The organism is Rathayibacter sp. SW19, assembly GCF_030866825.1.
Taxonomy (GTDB): Bacteria; Actinomycetota; Actinomycetes; order Actinomycetales; family Microbacteriaceae; genus Rathayibacter_A; species Rathayibacter_A soli.
The window spans coordinates 999030-1019990 of the sequence record NZ_CP133020.1; the positions used below are offsets into that span (position 1 = coordinate 999030).

Genomic DNA, 20961 nt, shown 5'->3' on the forward strand with positions numbered 1-20961 from the left:
AGCACGGTAGTCTCGCGGTGTGGTGCAGAGTGAGGCGATCGACGTGGGGAGTGGCCGCATCCGCTCGGTGGTGCGGAACCTTTCACCCGGCTACTTCGCGTTGGTCATGGCCACCGGCATCATTTCCGTCGGCCTGACACTCGAGGGCTTCACCGGCGCATCGGATGCCCTCCTCGCCATCGCTGCACTCGCCTACGTCGCGCTGATCGCGCTCACGATCTGGCGCGTTATCGCGCATCGAGCGATCGTTGCACGCGAGTTGGCCGACCCGGCGATCGGTTTTCAGTTCTTCACCTTCGTCGCCGCGACGAATGTGCTGGGCGCACGCTTTGCGATGGACTGGGGAGTGGTACTGCCGGCCATACTGCTTGCAGTGTCCGGTGCAGCGTGGCTGATCTCCGGGTATGCGATCCCGTGGGCCGTGATGCTCGGCAGGCGACAGCAGTCTGTTCTGAGCGGCGTTGACGGAACCTGGTTCATCTGGGCGGTCGCGAGCCAATCGGTCGCGGTGCTGGCGGCCGGGCTCGAGCCGGAGCTGGGTGGCATCCGCGAGTTGCTATCGGTTGTTGCGATCCTATCTTGGGGTGTTGGCCTGATCTTGTATGCCACGATCGGCATATTGGTGGTCGTGCGCCTGGTGACCCACGGCATCGCACCCGAGGAATTCGGACCGCCGTATTGGGTGGCAATGGGGGCGGCGGCGATCACGATCTTGGCGGGCTCGAGGGTGGTCGAGATGTCGAATACGCCGATGGTGACCGTGACGAGAGGCCTTGTCGCGGGCGGCTCAGTCGTGCTCTGGTGCTTTGCGACCTGGTTGATACCAGTGCTTGTGGCGATCGGATGGTGGCGACACATCAGGCACCGCATTCGGCTTGCATACACGCCCGCACTCTGGGGGATCATCTTTCCGCTCGGAATGTATGCCGTCGCCAGCATCGATCTCGGGCACGCAGATCGCCTGCCGCTGGTGAGCTGGATCGGCAGCATGTGGCTCTGGTTCGCCGTCGCAGCCTGGCTGGTCACGACCATCGCCATGGCGGTTCGGGTGTGGTTTCGACTGTTCAGTCGGACCGGCGCCGGCCGCTGAGGAGCCCACGGGGCGCCGCCGATCGGGGAGCACGTCGATACGGTGGCGGGGCGGAATGGCTGCTGCGCCCGTACCCGTCGGTGTCAAGTGACATCGCAAAGTGCCTCGCAGTCGTCCCAGGAATTCATGGCTCCGAATTGGTGAGAGGGGCCACCCGGGTTTGATCTGAGTTTTCTGGTTGCGGGCAAGGCAAATCGTGCGGCCTTTCTGCCGGTGTTGTTCCTGGGCAGGCGAAGCACGATCTTCCTGGCCGGGTCCCGGCACGAGCAGCGACCGCCGGACTGCACGCTTCCGACTCGCCTTCCTCGGGTCGACGGTTGCTGTCGGCTAACCCGTATGTTAAGATCTTAAGAATGAATCACATCGTAATGTCGCTGCATCGTCTGGTGCGGGAACTTGCGCGAGCCGGCGACCGCATCCTTCGTGACGAAGTCGGGCTCTCGTACTCCCGCACGCTGGTACTGCTGGCCATCGACAGCGAGGGGGCGATGAGTCAGCAGGCGCTTGCGAACTGGCTCGGCTCGACCGCGCCGGCTGTCACGGGCTTGCTGCGTGAGCTGACGGCTGACGGCTTCGTGAGCGTGCGGCCGGATGAACGCAATCGGCGCCGCAATACGGTCGGCTTGACGGCTGAAGGGCAGCGAGTGATTCGACTGGCTCGGGGGCGACTGGACGAGCGGTTCCGGGATCTGTTGCGCCTTGCCGGCGTTGAGGAGGCTCCATTGCAGCAGTCTCTGACGCGGATCGAGGCCGTGATGCAGGGGGCGAGCGACTGATGGTCAACCCGATGGTCGCGATGGCCAAGCGGCCGCTCGAACGGTCTCGCAACCGACGCCTGTTGGAGATCACCGGACCGGGTACGATCCGTGAGGAGCGTTTCGTGCCGTTGGGCGGCATCCAGCAGTGGGTCACCATCCGCGGACGGGATGCCACCAATCGCGTTCTGCTCATCCTCCACGGTGGTCCCGGGTCGTCTTACACTCCTTTCAACTCGTGGCTCGGCTCCTGGGAGCGAGAGTTCACGCTCGTGCAGTGGGATCAGCGCGGCGGCGGCAAGACGTTTCTGCGAACGGGCACCGCGCCCGACCTTTCGCTGGAGCGACTCGTCGCCGACGGCATCGAACTGGCGCAATCGCTCGTGGAACGGTTCGGAAGCCCGATCGTGCTGATGGGCAGCTCGGTCGGCAGCCTCATCGGCGCCATCATCGCCAGACGCCGTCCCGAGCTCGTCAGCTCGTTTGTCGCCGCCAACGTGCTGACTAATGAGCCGGGAGACGAGGGGTATCGACTCGTCAGGGACTGGGCCGAGCGGCGCGGGGATCGGCACGCGATCCGCGACCTCCAGCGCCTCGGGCCGGACAGTCACCACTGGTCGCCAGGGGACTCGCTCACCTTCAGCAAGATCGCGATCAAGGCCAGCGAAGGTGTACCAGACATGGTCTACGACCTCATGCTGCCGGCGCTGATGTACAGCCCCGACTACACCATGGGCGACATCCGGCAACTCGAAAAAGGCATGGCCCTGGCATTGCACGAGCTTCAACCGGAATACAACGCCTACGACTTCGACGCACTCGGTTGGGACTACGAAGTGCCCGTCACCATCGTGCAAGGAGAAGGAGACCTGATCAGCCCCGTCGTCCTCGCCCGACGTCACTTCGACCGAATACGGGCCCCGCACAAACAATTCGTGACAGTGACAGGCGCCGGGCACCTTGTCGAATTCGCCGCCCGAGAGCGATTCCTGACGATTCTGAAGGAGCTCCGGGTCGCCACATAGAGCGGAGTCGCCCTGAGGCCGCGCCGGTGTGCGGGCAGCGTTCCGAGCCGGGGGCTGGCGCTCACGAACCCTGGCCCCTGGCTCATAGCGCGGCGCGCTCGTCGGCGAACGGCGACCAGCGGGCCTGTCGCAAGTCGATCCGAAAGTGGTCTTCTGCACCGGTGCGGGCCGCGTCTTCGGTTGTCATGCCGCGCAGAGGGGTGCGCTCCTCGCGGTAGTGTTCCAACGCCAGACGCTCATGGCAAACCGGCGCCTCACCGCTCGCACGCACGACCCGCCACCACGGGACATCCGAACCGTAGCGAGCCATCACGGTGCCGACCGCACGGGCGGCCCGCGAGCCGAGCGTTGCCGCGACGTCACCGTAGGTCATGACACGGCCGGGTGGGATGTCCGCCACGATTTCGAGCACACGCTCGACGAACGAATCGGCCGGGTCAGGGGTCTGGATACGGGTCTCGATACGGGTCTCGATACGGGTCTCGATACGGGTCTCGATACGCTCGCTGGCGCTCGCTACTCGACCACCATCTTTGGCGCTCGCTACTCGACCACCATCTTTGGCGCTCGCTACTCGACCACCATCTTTGGCGCTCGCTACGGTTCCTGAGGAGGCCGCTCGCGGCCGTCTCGAAGGGCGACCACCGGAGGCGTTCACAAGTCGAGGGCGCCGATGATTTCGCCGTATTGGGTCTCACCGACCGGCACGAAGCCCATGCGGAGGAAGAATGCCTCCGGTCCGAGCTCACCCTGTTCCCAGATGACGTTGAGCTGCTTCTTGCCGCGCGCCCGTGCCTCGTCGGCAAGGGCGGTGACAGCGAACTTACCGATGCCGCGACCCTGGTCGGTGGCGTCGACGTTGATGCGCCACAGGATGGAGTGGAATTCCTCGTGTTCGGCATCGTCGTCGAAACTGCCCATCACGAAGCCGACGACTTCGTCGCCATCGACGACGACGCGCTGCCACGTGGTTGCCGGATTGCTCACGGCTGCTGCCGCCGAGTATGACACCGGAGCCACGAACTGTTCCTGACCGGGTTTCAGAGTCAGAGCGTTCGCGGCAGAGATGTTCGACGCCGACAGTTCAACCACTCGCAACTCAGCCATGGCTTCAGCGTATCCCGAGCGCGGCCCCGCCGGATAGTCGCTCCCGTATGCGTTCGCCCAGAGCTTCCAATGTGAGGGTGCCGATCAGGTGCCGTGGTATTCGGCCGGCGGCCCGGCTTGCGGGCCAAGCACCGGCTCGAATGCAGCGGCATACGCATCGAAGTAGCCTTGCCAGTCGTCGGGGGCGGATGGGCGCCCCTCGAGCAGGTCAAGACAGCCTTCCCAGCCGGCTGCGTTGCGCGCTGCGACGCTCGCCTCCAGTTCGTCGATCAACACAAGCTCCGTTCCGTCCGACATCGGCGAGAGTTCGAAACGAAGCAACTCATCGCCCCACGTGTACGCCAACACGTAGGGCTCGTCGACGATAATGACTTCGCCGGTCAACGTCATGTCGATCTGGTCAGGTGGAAATGGAAAGCTGATCGCAGCACCGACCTGCCACTGCCCGCCGGCGACGATGACGTCAGACGGGAACCACGTCTTCAACCGGCTTCGATCAGTCAGCGACTGCCAAACCGCGGGTGCGGTATCCGTCAGGTGACGTTCGAACCGCACCGCAGGCCGAACACCGCCTGTCAAGAGAGTTGCGTTGCCGTTTGGGCTCGCCATGATTGCCTCCCTGTGGATGGTCGGTTTGCTCCTCCCGTTATACCGGCGGCGTTCGCGCGCGTCTACCCGTTCAGATATCTCGATGTCAAGATAGTTGCGCTGTTCTAGTAAGCTGTCTGTGGCCGAAACGGCACAGTTTTCAGGCATCCCAACGGCACAGATCTCACGAGGAGTCCCATTGTCAAAAATCAAGGTTGAAGGCACCGTCGTCGAGCTCGACGGCGACGAGATGACGCGGATCATCTGGCAGGCCATCAAGGAGCAACTGATCTACCCGCACCTCGACATCAACCTCGAGCGCTACGACCTGTCGATTCAGACGCGTGACGAGACAAACGACCAGATCACGATCGACGCAGCCCACGCCATCCAAAAGCACGGGGTTGGCGTCAAGTGCGCGACGATCACGCCTGACGAGGCCCGTGTCGAAGAATTCGGCCTGAAGAAGATGTGGAAGAGCCCGAACGGCACGATCCGCAACATCCTCGGCGGAACGATCTTCCGCGAGCCGATCATCATTTCAAACATCCCGCGTCTGGTGCCTGGGTGGAACAAGCCGATCATCATCGGTCGTCACGCATTCGGCGACCAGTACCGCGCAACGGACTTCGTCTTCGACGGCCCGGGCACGCTGACCATCAGCTTCCAGCCGGCGGATGGTTCGGAGGCTCAGTCGTTCAATGTCTTCGACGCGCCCGGCGGCGGTGTCGCGATGGCCATGTACAACCTGGATGACTCGATCCGCGACTTCGCGCGCGCATCGCTGAGCTACGGTCTCGACCGCAACTACCCGGTGTATCTCTCGACGAAAAACACGATTCTCAAGGCCTATGACGGCCGGTTCAAGGATCTGTTCGCTGAGGTCTTCGAGAATGAGTACAAGGAGCGTTTCGAGGAGGCCGGGCTCACCTACGAGCACCGCCTGATCGACGACATGGTCGCTGCTTCGCTCAAGTGGGAGGGCGGCTACGTCTGGGCCTGCAAGAACTACGACGGCGATGTGCAGTCCGACACAGTCGCACAGGGCTTCGGCTCCCTCGGTCTGATGACCAGTGTGCTGACGACACCCGACGGCAAGATCGTTGAGGCGGAGGCGGCGCACGGCACCGTCACCCGCCACTACCGTCAGCACCAGGCGGGCAAGCCGACTTCGACGAACCCGATCGCCTCGATCTATGCCTGGACCCGCGGCCTCGCGCACCGCGGCAAGCTCGACGGCAACCAGGCGCTGATCGACTTCTCGCACACGCTCGAGGATGTCGTCATCAAGACCGTCGAATCCGGCAAGATGACCAAGGATCTCGCGTTGTTGCACGGCGGCGACCAGCCGTATCAGACGACTGAAGAGTTCATGGCGTCGCTGGCCGAGAACCTTGAGGCGCGCCTGGCGTAAGCGGGCACACGCGACGCACGTGTAGCGCAGCCTGAAGTGGGGGGTCGACACCGTCTCGGTGCCGACCCCCACTGTGCATTGCGCCGGTAATCTCCGAGTCAGCCAAAGGATACGAGGCGTGGACTACGAAGCGGGCTGCGCCAGAACGACGACTTGACGCTAATAACCAAAAATGATGTAGTTATAGGGTGCGCCCACCCGGCTTGCATCCAGGCGATAAGTTCAGAACACACACGTTTCGGGTTGCGGCTCGCAGAGAATACGAGGTGATCATGCGCGCAGGGAGCAACCTTCCTGCTGTCGGCGGATACAACCAGGCTGTAATCCTTGATGCCGTCAGACGCGCTCCAGACGGCGTGAGCCGTGTCGAGGTGGCCAGTCGTACTGGCCTCTCGGCTCAGACCGCGACGAACATCGTGCGCCGATTGATCGACGAGGGTCTCGTCGTCGAGGCAGGAACGCGAGTGAACGGGGTTGGCAAGCCGCGCACCATTCTGCGGCTCGAACCACGCGGACGGCTGGCAGTCGGCGTGCACTTGGATCCTTCGGTGATCACATTGGTGCTTCTCGATCTCGCGGGTAAGGAGGTCGCCCGCCGCACTCTGGCGACGACTCCGGAAGCCAAGGCTTCGCGTACGATCGCGCGCATCGTGCGGGCGGTGTCCGCCCTGATTGCCGAAGCTGCTGTGGAACCTTCGCGTGTCATCGGCGTCGGTATCGCGGCGCCCGGCCCGATCGACGTTGTCAGTGGGGTTGTGCTCAATCCGCCGCTGCTTACGAAGTGGCATGACGTCCCCGTCAGAGATGAGCTGGCCGACGCACTAGGCCTGCCCGTCATACTGGAGAAGGATGTGACGGCGGCAGCCGTCGCCGAATTGTGGATGGATACGACGGGCGAGCGCAGTGACATGGTGTTCATGTATTGCGGCACTGGCGTCGGAATCGGGGTGGTCTCGCGCGGCGAGGTCGTGCGAGGTTTCTCCAATAACGCTGGCGACGTCGGCAGCATCATCGTCGGCGACGTCTCAGGTGAGACGGCGGACCGCGCACACGATCGTCGAGGACGGTTTGGTTGGGCGATGTCGCCGCGCCTGATGGTCGAGGATGCGATTGCGAGCGGTGTGATGGGGGGCGACGCGACCGCAATGACGACCGCTGAGGTGGCATCGGCATACGCGCAGTTGCTGGGCTCACACGGAGATCCGCGGGCGGTGGCACTCATGGATGCCGCCGTCGCGGATATCGCGCAGGCGATGTTGATGCTCGTCAACCTCCTGGACGTTGATCACGTCGTCTTTGGGGGCCCGTACTTTGCTCCGCTCCGTGACGCGGTGCTTAGCCGTGTGCCTGAGATGGTGATGGGGTCGCCGCTCTATCGGCTTCCTCACGCCGTCACCTTCGGTGAATCTGCAATCGGAGACGACGTTGCCGCAGTCGGCGCAGCCTGCCTGGTGCTCGACCACACTTTGTCGCCAAGCACGCACGGACTGCTCATTCCGCGTTGAGCGATTTAGACAGGCTGTTCAGCTCAGCACGTCCAGCACGGGCGCGATCGTCTTGTTTGCAGCGCTCTCGTACGCAGCGAGTAGCATGCCCAGTACCTGGATGCCTTCGTCTTCAGTGTGAGGCGGGCGGGTGCCGGAGATCAGGCAATCCGCGAAGTGGCCGATCTCGGCAACGAACGTATCGACCGGCTCGAAGGTGAACGATTCTTCCCCACCGGACCGCAGGCGGTAGCTCACCGTCGTGTCGTCGCTCGTGAGCGAGCCGAGTTCCCCGACCACAGAAAACCGCTCCGTTGACGTGGCAGGTTCGTACGCCCAGCTGGTCACCAGCTGCCCGACCACGCCCTCTTCGAAGCGGATGAGCACCTGGGCGCTGTCTTCGCCCTCCATGAACGTCAACCGATGTGTCGACAGCATGGCTGTCACCTCGACTGGCTTTGCGCCTGCGAGGTGCAGCATGAGGTAGCTCGGGTGGTAGCCGGTGTCGATGAGTTCGCCACCCCCGGATGTGGCGGCGTGTGCGCGCCATCCCATGTTGGCTGGATCGAATTCGTTGAAAAACGAGTCGGTCGTGCGCACTTCGTAGACGGCCCCGATCGTGCCGGAATCGATAAGTTGCTTGGCCTTGGCGACAGTCGGCATGAAGAGCTGGTTGTGCGCGCACATCAACGAGATGCCGTTCGATTTGACCGCGTCGTTGACGCGCTGCGCTTCCTCCGGCTTCAGGCAGAGCGGTTTCTCGCACAGCACGTTGATGCCCGCCTCCGCGGCCGCGACGATGGCGTCAGCGTGAAGATGGTGGGGTAGGCAGATGTCGACGGCGTCAAGCTCTTCGTTGGCAATCATCTCGCGGTAATCCGTGTACTCGGACGCGCCGAGTTCCTTACCGCGACGTATCGCCGTCGGTTCAAAGGCGTCGGCGACCGCCACGACGACGATCTTGTCTGCGTGTGCGCGGTATCCTTTGATGTGCGCGCTGGCGATGCCGCCACCGCCAATGAGACCGACCTTGATCATCGGTAGTCCTCCGTGTTTCCTGTATGTGCTGCATTGTTTGCTGCCGCGACGAGTCGCGTCAACTCGAGAGCGCGCGCGAGGTTGTCGTCGGCTCTCGTACCGTTTTGGATGTGGCCGACCCACTGTGAGAACGCGTTCGGTTGATCGTCGGGCACGGGAAGGTGCTCGATTTCGTGACCCTTCAGCGCCACAGTGACCTCGTCGTTGTGCTCGGAATAACTGAGCCAGCCTTTGGTCCCACCGATTTCAATGAGGAACGGGTCGGGCGAGACGACGCCGGCCTCGATGACCCCAATGGCGCCGCCGGAGTAGGTCACCGTCACCACGGCATTGTCATCAACTGCATGGCCCGTGATGTAGGTGTACGTGGACGAAATGGTCTTCGGGGTCGGGCCGAGGATGAGCTGTGTGAGGTAGACGGGGTGGCATCCGAGGTCGGCGAGGGCGAGGCCGAAAGTGGCATCGAGATCGTAGAACTGCGGAGGCAGCCAGTTCGCCACTGCACCGTCGTGGGAGAGTCGAACGCGACTGTAGCTGACCGTACCGAGCCGACCGTCTGCAAGCACATCCTCCACGACCTGCGTGTACCCGTGATAGAGCCGAGGGAGCGAAACGATGAGTTTCACGCCATTGTCATCGCAGGCGCGGATGATCTCCTCGGCCGCAGCGACCGTCGGCGCGAGCAACTTCTCCGTAAAGATGTGTTTTCCCGCCTTCGCCGCCTTCACCATCACGTCGAGGTGTTCCTTCGTCGACGTAGTGATCGTCACAGCGTCGATGTCGCCACGCGCGAGCAGGGTGTCCAAGTCCGCCACGAACTCGACTCCGAACTGGGCTGCGCCCGCTCTGCCTCTGTCCGCGTCGTCGTCCCACACCGCGACAAGTTCTGTGTTCGGATGCCGCGCGGCCGCCGCAGCATAATCACCGGCGTGCACGTGCCAGAAACTCAGCACGGCCACTCTGATCGGGGCCTCAGCAGGCATATCTTCTCCCTCAGTATTCGTTGAAGGTCCTCGTCGCGCAGCGGCGGGCGACGGCCCTGGATGTCTGACAAACCACATCTTGCAGGACGCGCGGCTAATCAGTCAAATTATTGGATGAAATATTGGCGGGCGCCCGAAGCGTTGATCACAAGTTGATTTCGGTCGTATGAAATGACATAGCGACATATTGACTTTGATAACTGCAAATGATTTAGTAATGAGGTTCGACCGGGCCGAGTGCCCGGATACCCCTGCCCCATGAGGCAAAGGAGCATCATGAAGAAACGCATCATCGCTGTCGTCGCGGTCGGTATGGTCGCAGCCGCGACGCTGACCGGCTGCTCATCCGGCAGCAGCGGCGGCGACAGCAAGACGATCTCGATCGCCTATGAGTCATACGGCGGCAAGCAGATGCAGAACTACATGGCCCGCATCGCCACGCAGTTCGACAAGAAGTACCCGGGCTACACGGCCAAGCTCGTTCCCATCGAAGCCGCTGAGAACGACTACTACACCAAGCTCGCGCTGATGAACAAGTCGGCATCGACCGCCCCTGACGTTCTCTACGAGGACACGTTCCTCATCAAGTCCGATGCGGCAGCAGGCTACCTTGCGCCGCTCGACAGCAATGTGAAGAAGTGGAGCGACTGGTCGCAGTTCCCGGCCAACTCACGCCAGGCGGGGCAGGGCGCCGACGGCAAGCTCTATGGTATCCCCATGGGCACCGACACGCGCGCGCTCTGGTACAACAAGACCGTTCTGCAGAAGGCCGGTGTCTCGCTGCCGTGGCAGCCGAAGACGTGGAATGACATCATCGACACTGCAAAGAAGATCAAAGCCGCCGAGCCCGGCGTGATCCCACTCAACGTTTACTCCGGTAAGGGTACCGGCGAGGGGTCCACCATGCAGGGCTTCGAGATGCTGCTCTACGGCACGCAGAACCAGTTGACCACGAGCGACGGCAAGTGGGTCGCCGGGTCACCAGGGTTCAAGGTCTCGCTGCAGTTCGTCCAGGACGTCTACCAGGGAGGCGTCGGGCCGACTGCTCAGCAGGCTCTCGATCCCAACTGGTCCAACCAGACTCCCGCGTTGCTGTCGCAGAACAAACTCGGCATCAGTCTCGACGGTTCGTGGGTCTCGAGCAGCTGGGGGCCATCCGGTGTCGCGCCGTGGACCGACTGGAACTCGGTGATGGGCCAGGCCAAGATGCCGACGCAAGACGGCGCCGCACCTGGCGCGACGAGCATGTCAGGTGGGTGGACGCTCGCGATGGGGTCGAAGTCGAAGAACCCGACGGCAGCGTGGAACTTCATCTCGCTTGCGCTCAACAAGGACAACTCGCTGTTCTACGCCACCAGCAACCAGAACATCCCGGTGCGCACCGACGTCGCGAGCGAGCCCTCCTACGTGTCGTCCAACCCGACGAATGCGTTCTTCGCAGGGCTGGTTAAGATCACCCATTTCCGGCCTGCAACGTCGGCATACCCGACCGTGTCGAACAACATTCAAGTGGCCATGGAGTCTGTGATGACAGGACAGCAGACGCCGGCGGCCGCACAGAAGGTGTACGACCAGGCGTTGCCGCAGGCCGTCGGCGGCTCGAAGAACGTGGTTACGAAGTAGGCGCACGACCATGACGTCGCTCACGCATACCGCAGAGGCGACGGGCGCTCCCGGGCGGGGAGGGGCTTCCCCTTCCCGCCCGCACCACGCTCGACGTGCTTTGCTGCGGTCCATACCGCTGATTCCAGCCATGGTGCTGGTCGCGATCTTCCTGCTCGGGCCGGTGATCGACGCGTTCTACGGCTCGTTCACCAACATGGCCCTCACGGGCGCCGCGGCACAGAACTCCGAGTTCATCGGATTTCAGAACTACATCCAACTGTTCCAGAACCCAGACTTCTGGAAGTCAGTCTGGCTGACCGTCCTGTTCGTCGTCGGTAGCGCGATCATCGGCCAGAACGTGCTTGGCTTGGCACTCGCCATGCTCATGCGTTCAGGCAGCAAGATGCTGAGCGGTGTTGTGGGCACACTTGTGGTGACGTCATGGGTGCTCCCCGAGGTCGTGGGCGCATTCTGCGCGTATGCATTCTTCAGCGGGAGCGGCACTCTCAACGAGATTCTCGCGATTGTCGGAATCAAAGGCACCGACTGGCTTTACGTCGTGCCCATGGTTTCCGTCATCTTGGCAAACATCTGGCGCGGGACGGCGTTCTCGATGATGGTTTACTCTGCCGCGATCACCGAGGTGCCCGAGGAGATCACCGAATCGGCGGAGCTCGACGGGGCGAGCGGCTGGAAGCGCCTCATCTACATCACCCTCCCGATGATCCGGCGCAGTATCTCTACCAACCTGATGCTCACCACGCTGCAGACACTGAGCGTCTTCGGGCTGATCTACATCATGACGGCCGGCGGACCTGGCACGTCAAGCTCGACACTCCCCGTGCTGGCGTACCAGGAGGCGTTCAAGTTCTCACAACTGGGCTTGGGCACAGCGATCGCCGTGGTGATGCTCATCATCGGTGCAGTGTTCTCGATTATTTACATCAAAGCGCTCAAGCCGGAGGTCGACTGACATGAAACTCACTTCGCCCTCGGGCCGCGGCCTTAAGATCGTCTCGAACACGGTCCTGGTGGTCATCGGACTCTGCTTCCTGGTCCCATTGTTGTGGCTGCTGGTGGCGTCTTTCGATGGGACCGCGAATCTGACTCTGAAACTGCCGGCTCCGTTGACCATCGACAACTACACATCGGTGATGACCCCGGATCTGGCCTTCATACCGTTGTGGAACAGCCTCATCATCTCGTTCGGCTGCGCGATTGTGACGGTGCTTGTCGCGATCCTGGCCGCCTATCCGCTTTCGCGATACCGGATGCGGATCAACAAGCCGTTCATGTACGGAATCCTCTTCGGCACCGGCCTCCCGATCACCGCGATGATGGTGCCGGTGTACACGCTCTTCGTCTCGCTCAACCTCTTGGACTCCGTGTCGGGAACGGTGCTCTTCATGGCGGCGACCAGCCTGCCCATGGCGATCTGGATGATGAAGAACTTCATGGACTCTGTGCCGATCACTCTGGAGGAGGCGGCATGGATGGATGGCTCTTCGATGATGTCCACGCTCACCCGCATCGTCGTTCCGCTCATGCGGCCCGGCCTGGCGGTGGTATTCATCTTCGTGTTCGTGCAAGCCTGGGGCAACTTCTTCATTCCGTTCGTGCTGCTGCTGAGCCCGAACAACATGCCTGCCTCAGTCAGCATTTTCCAGTTCTTCGGTCAGTACGGCGCCGTCGCGTACGGCAAGCTCGCCGCGTTCTCGCTGATCTACTCGGTGCCCGTGCTGGGGTTGTACGTCATAACCTCTCGGTTCCTCGGCGGCAGTTCGGCTTTGGCCGGCGCCGTCAAGGGCTGAGCCCCGCCACTCAAGACACCAGCCGCCCTGCACCTGCACGCACTAAAAAGGAGCACCATCGTGCACGATGATTCGAAACTCGTCCTCGAGCGCATCAACCGATTTCTCGGTGAACGCATCACCCCGAACGTCTATGCGGAGCGCACCCCGCTCGCGCTGACCGCGTGGGACGTTCCCGACGAGCCGGTCCCGTTCGCCGAAGCGGTGACGCACACATTCGAGGAGTTCACGGCCGGGTCGCCGTGGAGCAAGCCGTGGGGCACGACCTGGTTCCACGTTACCGGTGGCGTTCCGGATGCCTGGCCCGAGGCTTCGGACCGCCACAGGCGCGAGGTCGTGATCGATCTGGGCTTCTCCGGCGACGGGCCGGGCTTCCAGGCAGAGGGTCTCGTGTTCGCGCCGGATGGCACCACGATCAAGGCCGTCGAGCCGTTCAACACGGCGGTCGCCATCGCGAGTGACACGGTGGACTTCTACATCGAGGCGGCGTCGAATCCCAACATCGCTGGATCGTGGGCGTGGGGCCCCACACCGTTGGGCGATAAAGCCACGGCCGGCAGCAGCCCGATCTACACGCTTCGCTACGTCGACGTCGCGGTGCGGGACACCATCGTTTGGGGGCTCGAACAGGACGTCAAGGCGCTGCTCGGCCTGCATGCCGAATTGCCGCCGCAATCCACCAGAGCGGCGCAGATTCTGCGCGCACTGGAGCGGATGTGCGATGGCATGGACCCGCACGACATCGCCGGCACAGCGGAAGCGGGACGGGCGATCGTGGCCGGCGTGTTGTCGGCCGAGGCGGCCGCGGAGGCACACCACATCACTGCAGTCGGCCATGCCCACATCGACTCCGCGTGGCTGTGGCCGACACGCGAAACCATTCGCAAGTGCGCGCGCACGTTTTCAAACGTGCTGGCCCTGATGGACGACTACCCGGACTTCAGGTTCGCGTGCTCATCGGCGCAGCAGTATGCGTGGATCAAGCAGTTCTACCCGCAGCTGTTCGAGCGCATCCGTGTGCGAGTTGCGGAAGGGCGCTTCATTCCGGTTGGCGGCATGTGGGTCGAGTCCGACACCAACATGGTCGGCGGTGAGGCGATGGCGCGGCAGTTCGTGGCCGGGCAGGGATTCTTCGAGCGTGAGTTCGGCATCCGCTCAATCACGGGCTGGCTGCCAGACTCGTTCGGCTACACCGGCGCGCTGCCACAGATCCTCGCCGGTGCAGGCCTCGAGCAGTTCGTCACGCAGAAGATTTCGTGGAATGACACCGACCGGTTCCCGCACCACACGTTCCTCTGGGAGGGTATCGACGGCACCCGCATGTTTACGCACTTTCCGCCGATGGATACCTACAATTCGAACCTGTCGGGCGCGGAGCTGGCGAAACAAGACCGCCAGTATGCGGAGAAGGGCGCGGCCAACTCGTCGCTTGCGCTGTTCGGCCACGGCGACGGCGGCGGCGGACCCACGCGCGAGATGATGGAAGCCGCCCACCGCACCGCGTCGCTCGAGGGCTCTCCGCGGGTGGCGGTGGACACCCCCGAATCGTTCTTCACGCGGGCGAAGGCCGAGTATGAGCATCCGCCGGTCTGGTCGGGCGAACTTTATCTCGAACTGCACCGGGGAACTTACACCTCACAGGCGCGCACCAAGCAGGGTAATCGACGCAGTGAGCACCTGCTGCGAGAGGCGGAGCTCTGGGCGACGACCGCGGCCGTGCGCACGGGTGCGGACTATCCGTATGAGGCTTTGCGTGGGGCGTGGGAGACCACACTGCTTCAGCAGTTCCACGACATCCTGCCGGGCTCGTCGATCGCCTGGGTGCACCAAGAAGCCGAGCGCAATTATGCGGCGCTCGCCGACACAGTGGGTGAACTGATCGACGCGTCGCTGGCGCGGCTGGGGGGAGATCCGGCCGGGGATCGAGAAGCCGTCGTCGGCGGAGTGCTCGCCAACGCGTCACCGCTGCCCGTGCGCGGTGTGCCTGCACTCGGTGCAGCGCTCGCGGATGTCGATGAGCCGGTTACGGTGCGTCGTGACGGCGACGGCGTGGTGCTGGAGAACGCGCAGGCACGGTTCGTGTTGGATGCCCGCGGCCGCGTGATCTCTGCCGTCGACCTCGCGACGGGTCGTGAGGCTGTCGCACCGGGTCAATCCGCCGGGCTCGAACTCTTCCGCGATACCCCGACGCGTTGGGACGCCTGGGACATCGACGAATACTACCGTCGTCACGAGCACGACATCGAGGCGACCGACGTGCAGATCGACGAGGAATCTGGAATCGCGAGCGCACACTTCTCGGTGGGCGCTTCCAGCATTGTGCAGGAGTTCGCACTCGAGGCCGGTTCCGCAACACTCCTGGTCACAACCCGCGTCGATTGGAAGGAGCGGCAGCAACTACTCAAGTTCGCGTTCCCCGCCGACGTGCGCGCGGAACGGTCCGCAGCCGAGACGCAGTTCGGTCACGTGTACCGCGCGACGCACGACAACACGTCATGGGATCACGCCCGCTTCGAGATCTGCGCCCACCGTTGGGTGCATGTGGGCGAGCCCGGCTTCGGTGTGGCTGTTGCGAACGACTCCACCTACGGGCACGACGTAACGCAGCAGCCTCGCCGCGGGGGCGGAACGTTTGCGCTCGTGCGGCAGTCGCTGCTGCGTGCACCGGTCTACCCCGATCCAACCGCAGACCAGGGCGAGCACGTGATGCGCTCGTCGATCACAGTGGGTGCGGAAATATCGGATGCGATCGCCGCCGGCTACGGGCTCAACCTCCCTTTGCGCAGGGTCGCAGCGCCGATCGAACCCCTCGTGGATATCGAAGGGGAGGGTGTGCTCGTCGAATCGGTGAAGTTGGCGGAGGATCGATCCGGGGACGTCGTCGTGCGGCTCTACGAAGCACACGGCCGGCGTGCCGAGGCAGCTGTCACGTTCCGGTTCGATGCCGTGAGCGTCGAACCGACCGACTTGCTTGAACGCCGGATCGAGACCGACAGCGTGACCGTGTCCGCGGCGGCCGCACACCTTTCGCTTCGCCCGTTCGAGATTGCGACGTTGCGCGTGCACCGCGGCTGACCGCGGACGGGTTCCGACTCGAAATGAGCGGGCGCAAGCGATCCGCAGCACGGCTCCACCTCGCCAATGCGATTGCATTGGAACTCAGCGGAGGCGTCATAGCGTTTGCGGCCGCTCTCATCATGGTCATGCACCTTGCGGACACGCAACGGTCCTGGCTGTTGTTCTACGACAGTGATTCGGTCTTCCCGGCACTCGTCCACGGATCACTCGCCGTTGGCCAGCCGCAAGACTGGGCGATGTCTTCCGTCTTGTTCATCCCCGAACTCATTGTCTACCTCGGCCTCGCAGCTCTGGGGTTGTCAGTGAAAGCAACCTTCATTCTGAACGCGATCGTGAACCTGGTCGCCGTCTACGCATCGTTCCGGTTCGTTGCCGGATGCGCGATGCCTGGCCGGGCGCGCTCCTCGCGCATCGTAGGTGCGTTGCTCGCGATCGCAGGTGTGACCGTCTTCGTGCTGCTAGACAGCACAGCCAACCGCAATAGCTTGGAACTTGTCTCGTTGGTGGCAACAACGACGTATTACAGCGCCACCATCATCGGAATGATCCTGACCGTCGGACTCGTCGTGCGCATCCTTTCACCTTGTCATCGTGTCGCTGATGGTCCTTTCCCAAGCAAATCTCAGCGCATTTCATGGGTTCCAGCCGTCGTCTTGGCCCTGGTTGCCACACTGAGCATTCTGACGAATCCGCTCTACCTCGCATGGTCTGCCGTACCGGTCGCGATCGCAGTCGTCGCCGTGGGCATCCCGCGTCTCGTTTCGCGCCTGAGCGGCGTGGTCGCCCTCGGCGCAGTCGGTGCTGGCGCGATCGCTGGCCTGCTGCTTCGCGTGCCGCTGGCGCCTTGGATCACGATGAGCGGTGTGAGTTACGCGCGGCCCGATCTGTTCGGCAGGTCGCTGCTGTACTACACAAGCCTTCTGCGGATGCGGTTGGAAACCCTCCCCGGCGTGCTCTCGATCGTTTTCGTGTTCGCGCTCATAGCAGTCAACATCGCGATATTCGTGCGGAGGCTTCGCCGCCGCGACACGGCGGGGATGCTCGTTGCCGGGCTGGGTTGGATCACGCCAGTGGTGGTGACCGCGGGCGCCATCCTTCTCGGGACAGACGCCGCCCGCTATCTGGAACCCGTTTTCTTTGCGCCGCTGCTCGGACTTTGCGTCGTGCTTGCTGTCCTACGCCGCGAACGGGTCATTCATCGGTCACTTCGCGGGGAGCTCCTCGATCCGAAAGGCAACGACTCGAGGCTGGTGCGCAGGAACGTCGAGACTGGTAAACCCACGGGCTCGAAACCAGCCACGCAGCTGTTGGCGTCCGCAACCGCAGGCGTGTTGGCGGTGGGTGTCCTTGCCAGCATCATCATCGCAACTCCTCGATTGGTTGTCGAAGCAAACCGCGTCGACTCCGATGTTCAGTGTGTCGACCAGTGGGTTACGGATTCCGGGGAGATCGGTGTCGGAGAATATTGGACGATCAGGGGCCCGAAAGCTTACCTTCCCGATCCTTCCCAGCTCGTTCAAGTCACCAGTGCTCTCAATGCCTACCCGTGGCTGGTCAACAGGACTGACTTCGAGGCCACTCGAGCGTCATTCGTGATTGTGAGCAGAGCGGACCCACCGCTGGAAGTTCCAGCGGGACTGAGCGCGGCCGCGACACGAGTCACGCACTGCGGTCGTTATACCATCGTCGATTATGGCCATCCGGCGCTTCCGATCGGCCCGCTGCCCAGGTCGCGGTAGGTGAACACCGCGTTGCGGAGATCAGCGATTTGTTTCTTGGCGCACAGATGCTCGTCGCGTCGACGGGCTAGATTCAGAATGACTGGTCGTTGAGTCGTTGACCTGTGCGTCGCTGCGTCAGCCCAGCTCGGCTGCAGACGCGCCGGCGCATGGGGATATGCGCCGAATCCTATGTTTCACGCGTTACTTCCCGGTGATCGCGTTGCCGCCCTGCGGGTCGACCGGTCGTTCGCCTCGTCGACGCCCAGCCGGTCGATCATCAGGCCGGAATTCGCGCTCGTGGCCGGCGGTGCGAACCTCAAGATCACCACCACCCGTGTCGATTGGCACGAGCGGCAGAAACTGCTGAAGCTCGCATTCCCGGTCGACGTGCATGCAGACAAGGTGGTGTCGGAGATCCAGTTCGGGCATATCTCACGACCTGTGGCGGAGAACTGTGGCTGAGAACATGTCCTGGAGCTTCGCCCGGTTCGAAACCAGCGCGAACCGGTGGGTGCACGTCGGCGAGGCCCGCTTCGGATTGGCGATTGACACCACGTAAAGCGCGCTTCGTGCGCCACAAACGGCATGCGGGCCGCGCGGGGGTGATGGATGAACCGTGGTCAGGGTGCGCAGATCGTTCTGAACAAGTGAGCCGTTTGCGCACACGGGTTGGCAGGCTGCCGGCAAAAGCGATGCCGGTGAACCGTCGGTAGCGATTTGCCTTATCTGCACTTAAGCTCATAAGTGCAGATAAGCATTCGGCATGCTTGCGCTGAGGGGGTAGTCTCGCTATGGTCAGTCGATCTTCCGGCAAGCCTGCTCCAGGTGCCTGGCCGGCACTCGGTCACGAAGAGCACGCGTGGACGTCACGCTTCAATACGGACGATCTCACCCGTGCGCAACGTGAACGGATCCGCTTGCCTTACACGGCGGCCATCACAATGCCGATAGCCGATCTCCCGATCGACATCCCTGGCGAGGTCGCCGCCAGTGCCGACGAGGCAACGCAATTGCTCACCCGATTCGATGCCGAAGTGGGACGGGGCGGACTTCCGTTCGCTTCGATCTTGCTCCGGACCGAGTCGGCATCGTCATCTGAAATCGAGCATCTGACCAGCGGCGCCCGAGCCATAGCCGAAGCGGAACTGGGCGAACGAGGCACCGGAAACGCCGCACAGATCGTGCGCAACGTTCGCTCTATGCAAGCGGCACTCACACTCGCCGACAACATCGACGGAGAAAGCATCATCGCGATGCAGAGCGCCCTTCTCGGATCGTTCGCTCCCGAGCTTACGGGCGGATGGCGTAAAGAACAGGTCGGGATCGGTGGGGGTTCGCTCAGCCCGCACCTCGCCGATTTCGTTCCACCGCATCACGAGCGCGTCCCCCACGCAATGGATGATCTTGTCGCATTTGTAGCACGGTCGGACATCCCCACGTTTGCGCAAGTCGCGATCGCGCACGCACAATTCGAGACAATCCATCCGTTCCTTGACGGCAACGGCAGAACGGGTCGCGCGCTGGCCCAGGCAATGCTGCGCCATGCCGAAGTCACGAAAAATATCACCGTGCCGGTGTCCGCTGGCCTCCTCCATGACGTCGACGGCTACTACGACGCGCTCAACTCATATCGCCGCGGAGACATCCGTCCCATCATTGGTGCGTTCGCAAGAGCTGCTGGTTATGCCGTCGTCAACGGACGCCAGCTTGTTCGTGACATCGCCGGCATAGAAGCAGAGTGGGAAGACAAGATGCGCGGCCTGCGCTCCGACTCCACCGCGCGACGCGTAGCGGCGTTAGCAATAGCGCATCCTGTCCTTAACTACGAGACGATCACTCGTGAGTTGTCCATCGTGCCCACGACCGCATTCCGCGCGCTTGAGACCCTCGCAGATCGCGGCATACTCCGAGCCGCGAATTCCCAACGTCGCAACCGGATATGGCTAGCGGAGCCCGTGCTTCATTCTCTAGACGACTTCGCCGCCCGCGCGGGCAGACGCCGACGGCCCACGAATTGATCTGCCGCCCCCGCCGTACGGGGTAGCTGGCCCGTTTTGCACAACTAAAGACACATGGTCAGACGCGTCGATCCGCCACTAGAATCGTCGCCAGATCCGGCCACGATCGCGGTCGAGCGAAGAGGATATCGATGAGCCAGCCAGCGGGAAATTCCGATTCACCCAGTCGGAGGAGAAAGCTGTTCCTGCTGATCCTTGGGGGGAGCGCGATCGTTCTCCTGGCCGTCGCGGGTGCCGCGGTGTACGCGCTCGGGGTGGCCCTGCATACACCCCAGAAAGCCGTCGCGGACTACCTGCATGCGCTCATAGCGGGCGATGCAGAGAGCGCGCTGCACCTCGGCGGAGTCACCGCGACGAAGGCCGACCCGCTGCTGACGGATGCCGCGTATCGCGCCGCGGTGAACCGGATCAGCGGCTACACGATTCGATCGACCACGGTGCGCGGCGACGCGGCGACGATCACGGTGCGGATCAAGCAGGCCGGCGCCACATACAACACCACATTCCGCGTGGCGCGTACCGGCAAAGACCTTCTGGTCTTGAATCACTGGAAGCTGGCACCAGTCAAGCTCGGCACCGTCGCGATCTCTGTCGGTGCGCCTGATGATGCCGCTGTGACGGTGTCCGGAATCGCTGTCGGACATACCAATGGCAACCTTTCGCAACGTGTGTTTCCCGGCACGTACTTTGCGCACCTGGCCTCGACCGCGGAGTGGACATTCGAAGATACCCGAGCCGAGGTGTGGGGATTTGGAGGGCATGCATCGACGGCGACACCTCTGGACACGCAACTGATCGGCGCGAGCGACAGTGCGGCAACGGCAGCGGTCAATCGCTACATCGACACGTGCATCGCCTCAGGCGAACTCCAACCGGAAGGATGCCCGTTCGGCGTCGCCGACAATGTTGCAGGGTGGACGTATTCGAACGTTCACTGGAGTTACGACACACGACCTCAGTTCCGAATTGACGTGTGGAACGGCACAGGCTGGGTCGTATCCGAGGTGGTCACGGGCGTGGCACGCTTCTCGACGGACATGACGGATCTATCGGGCGGGCTGTGGCAGGGCTGGCTGAGCGGAATTCCAGTGCACGTGCAGGGCGTGATCACCGACCTGCACGGGTCGTCTGCGACCTACGTGCCGACCGGGCAGGTGCCGCTCAGTGCGCCGCCAACGGCGTGAGGGAGATGGTGGCGCGGCGGCAGCGGGCGATCAACTGAGAGTTGCAGGGCTGTCGAACAC

General features: G+C 63.0%; 18 protein-coding genes. 13 read left to right on the plus strand and 5 right to left on the minus strand.

Annotation, left to right across the window (positions count from 1 at the left end; translation table 11 throughout):
* The first annotated feature begins 19 nt into the window (after positions 1-19).
* The 3 genes from QU604_RS04555 (at position 20) to QU604_RS04565 (ending at position 2870) form a co-directional block, all read left to right on the plus strand.
* Positions 20-1090, plus strand: coding sequence for a tellurite resistance/C4-dicarboxylate transporter family protein (locus tag QU604_RS04555; RefSeq protein ID WP_308467607.1), 1071 nt, complete (start codon positions 20-22; stop codon positions 1088-1090).
* A 353-nt stretch (positions 1091-1443) separates the two neighbouring features.
* Positions 1444-1866: a MarR family winged helix-turn-helix transcriptional regulator gene (locus QU604_RS04560; protein WP_308467608.1), complete on the plus strand. Its 423-nt coding sequence runs from the start codon at positions 1444-1446 to the stop codon at positions 1864-1866.
* Complete coding sequence (locus QU604_RS04565) at positions 1866-2870, plus strand: alpha/beta fold hydrolase (protein WP_308467609.1); 1005 nt, start codon at positions 1866-1868, stop codon at positions 2868-2870. The genes QU604_RS04560 and QU604_RS04565 overlap by 1 nt, the downstream gene beginning before the upstream one ends.
* Before the next feature lie 82 nt (positions 2871-2952).
* Here QU604_RS04565 and QU604_RS04570 read toward each other — a convergent pair whose 3' ends face one another.
* The 3 genes from QU604_RS04570 to QU604_RS04580 form a co-directional block, all read right to left on the minus strand.
* A complete protein-coding gene (locus QU604_RS04570; protein WP_308467610.1) occupies positions 2953-3528 on the minus strand; it encodes an MGMT family protein in 576 nt (191 codons plus the stop codon).
* Positions 3525-3977 (minus strand): GNAT family N-acetyltransferase, encoded by a 453-nt coding sequence (locus QU604_RS04575; RefSeq protein WP_308467611.1) that lies wholly within the window; start codon positions 3975-3977, stop codon positions 3525-3527. Before QU604_RS04575 ends, QU604_RS04570 begins: the two co-directional genes overlap by 4 nt.
* Positions 3978-4061: 84 nt before the next feature.
* Positions 4062-4586, minus strand: coding sequence for an SRPBCC domain-containing protein (locus tag QU604_RS04580; protein WP_308467612.1), 525 nt, complete (start codon positions 4584-4586; stop codon positions 4062-4064).
* A gap of 178 nt (positions 4587-4764) precedes the next feature.
* On the opposite strand from QU604_RS04580, the gene QU604_RS04585 reads away from it, so the two are divergent.
* On the plus strand, positions 4765-5979 hold the full coding sequence (locus QU604_RS04585; RefSeq protein ID WP_308467613.1) for an NADP-dependent isocitrate dehydrogenase: 1215 nt from the start codon (positions 4765-4767) through the stop codon (positions 5977-5979).
* 272 nt (positions 5980-6251) lie between these two features.
* The gene (locus QU604_RS04590) at positions 6252-7484 is read left to right on the plus strand and encodes an ROK family transcriptional regulator (RefSeq protein ID WP_308467614.1); all 1233 of its coding nucleotides are present in this window, start codon (positions 6252-6254) and stop codon (positions 7482-7484) included.
* 18 nt (positions 7485-7502) lie between these two features.
* Here the strand turns inward: QU604_RS04590 and QU604_RS04595 are convergent, their stop codons facing one another.
* Entirely contained in the window at positions 7503-8501 is a 999-nt protein-coding gene (locus QU604_RS04595; protein WP_308467615.1) for a Gfo/Idh/MocA family protein, read from the minus strand.
* Entirely contained in the window at positions 8498-9484 is a 987-nt protein-coding gene (locus tag QU604_RS04600) for a Gfo/Idh/MocA family protein (RefSeq protein WP_308467616.1), read from the minus strand. Before QU604_RS04600 ends, QU604_RS04595 begins: the two co-directional genes overlap by 4 nt.
* Before the next feature lie 276 nt (positions 9485-9760).
* On the opposite strand from QU604_RS04600, the gene QU604_RS04605 reads away from it, so the two are divergent.
* The 8 genes from QU604_RS04605 (at position 9761) to QU604_RS04640 (ending at position 20901) form a co-directional block, all read left to right on the plus strand.
* Positions 9761-11107: an extracellular solute-binding protein gene (locus tag QU604_RS04605; protein ID WP_308467617.1), complete on the plus strand. Its 1347-nt coding sequence runs from the start codon at positions 9761-9763 to the stop codon at positions 11105-11107.
* Positions 11108-11117: 10 nt separating this feature from the next.
* Positions 11118-12062, plus strand: a complete 945-nt coding sequence (locus QU604_RS04610; protein ID WP_308467618.1) for a carbohydrate ABC transporter permease — start codon at positions 11118-11120, stop codon at positions 12060-12062.
* 1 nt (position 12063) lies between these two features.
* The gene (locus QU604_RS04615) at positions 12064-12900 is read left to right on the plus strand and encodes a carbohydrate ABC transporter permease (RefSeq protein ID WP_308467619.1); all 837 of its coding nucleotides are present in this window, start codon (positions 12064-12066) and stop codon (positions 12898-12900) included.
* A 60-nt stretch (positions 12901-12960) separates the two neighbouring features.
* Positions 12961-15975, plus strand: coding sequence for an alpha-mannosidase (locus tag QU604_RS04620; RefSeq protein WP_308467620.1), 3015 nt, complete (start codon positions 12961-12963; stop codon positions 15973-15975).
* Positions 15976-15998: 23 nt separating this feature from the next.
* A complete protein-coding gene (locus QU604_RS04625; RefSeq protein WP_308467621.1) occupies positions 15999-17717 on the plus strand; it encodes a hypothetical protein in 1719 nt (572 codons plus the stop codon).
* Positions 17718-17888: 171 nt separating this feature from the next.
* On the plus strand, positions 17889-18161 hold the full coding sequence (locus QU604_RS04630) for a glycoside hydrolase family 38 C-terminal domain-containing protein (protein ID WP_308467622.1): 273 nt from the start codon (positions 17889-17891) through the stop codon (positions 18159-18161).
* A 329-nt stretch (positions 18162-18490) separates the two neighbouring features.
* On the plus strand, positions 18491-19717 hold the full coding sequence (locus QU604_RS04635; RefSeq protein ID WP_308467623.1) for a Fic family protein: 1227 nt from the start codon (positions 18491-18493) through the stop codon (positions 19715-19717).
* A 131-nt stretch (positions 19718-19848) separates the two neighbouring features.
* On the plus strand, positions 19849-20901 hold the full coding sequence (locus QU604_RS04640) for a hypothetical protein (protein ID WP_308467624.1): 1053 nt from the start codon (positions 19849-19851) through the stop codon (positions 20899-20901).
* The last annotated feature ends 60 nt before the right edge of the window (positions 20902-20961 follow it).

Excerpts from the sequence above, each read along its gene's own strand:
- QU604_RS04560 (WP_308467608.1), top strand. The coding sequence starts at position 1,444 with ATGAATCACATCGTAATGTCGCTGCATCGTCTGGTGCGGGAACTTGCG.
- QU604_RS04565 (WP_308467609.1), top strand. The coding sequence starts at position 1,866 with ATGGTCAACCCGATGGTCGCGATGGCCAAGCGGCCGCTCGAACGGTCT.
- QU604_RS04575 (WP_308467611.1), bottom strand. The coding sequence starts at position 3,977 with ATGGCTGAGTTGCGAGTGGTTGAACTGTCGGCGTCGAACATCTCTGCC.
- QU604_RS04580 (WP_308467612.1), bottom strand. The coding sequence starts at position 4,586 with ATGGCGAGCCCAAACGGCAACGCAACTCTCTTGACAGGCGGTGTTCGG.
- QU604_RS04590 (WP_308467614.1), top strand. The coding sequence starts at position 6,252 with ATGCGCGCAGGGAGCAACCTTCCTGCTGTCGGCGGATACAACCAGGCT.
- QU604_RS04595 (WP_308467615.1), bottom strand. The coding sequence starts at position 8,501 with ATGATCAAGGTCGGTCTCATTGGCGGTGGCGGCATCGCCAGCGCGCAC.
- QU604_RS04600 (WP_308467616.1), bottom strand. The coding sequence starts at position 9,484 with ATGCCTGCTGAGGCCCCGATCAGAGTGGCCGTGCTGAGTTTCTGGCAC.
- QU604_RS04605 (WP_308467617.1), top strand. The coding sequence starts at position 9,761 with ATGAAGAAACGCATCATCGCTGTCGTCGCGGTCGGTATGGTCGCAGCC.
- QU604_RS04610 (WP_308467618.1), top strand. The coding sequence starts at position 11,118 with ATGACGTCGCTCACGCATACCGCAGAGGCGACGGGCGCTCCCGGGCGG.
- QU604_RS04615 (WP_308467619.1), top strand. The coding sequence starts at position 12,064 with ATGAAACTCACTTCGCCCTCGGGCCGCGGCCTTAAGATCGTCTCGAAC.
- QU604_RS04625 (WP_308467621.1), top strand. The coding sequence starts at position 15,999 with ATGAGCGGGCGCAAGCGATCCGCAGCACGGCTCCACCTCGCCAATGCG.
- QU604_RS04630 (WP_308467622.1), top strand. The coding sequence starts at position 17,889 with ATGTTTCACGCGTTACTTCCCGGTGATCGCGTTGCCGCCCTGCGGGTC.
- QU604_RS04635 (WP_308467623.1), top strand. The coding sequence starts at position 18,491 with ATGGTCAGTCGATCTTCCGGCAAGCCTGCTCCAGGTGCCTGGCCGGCA.
- QU604_RS04640 (WP_308467624.1), top strand. The coding sequence starts at position 19,849 with ATGAGCCAGCCAGCGGGAAATTCCGATTCACCCAGTCGGAGGAGAAAG.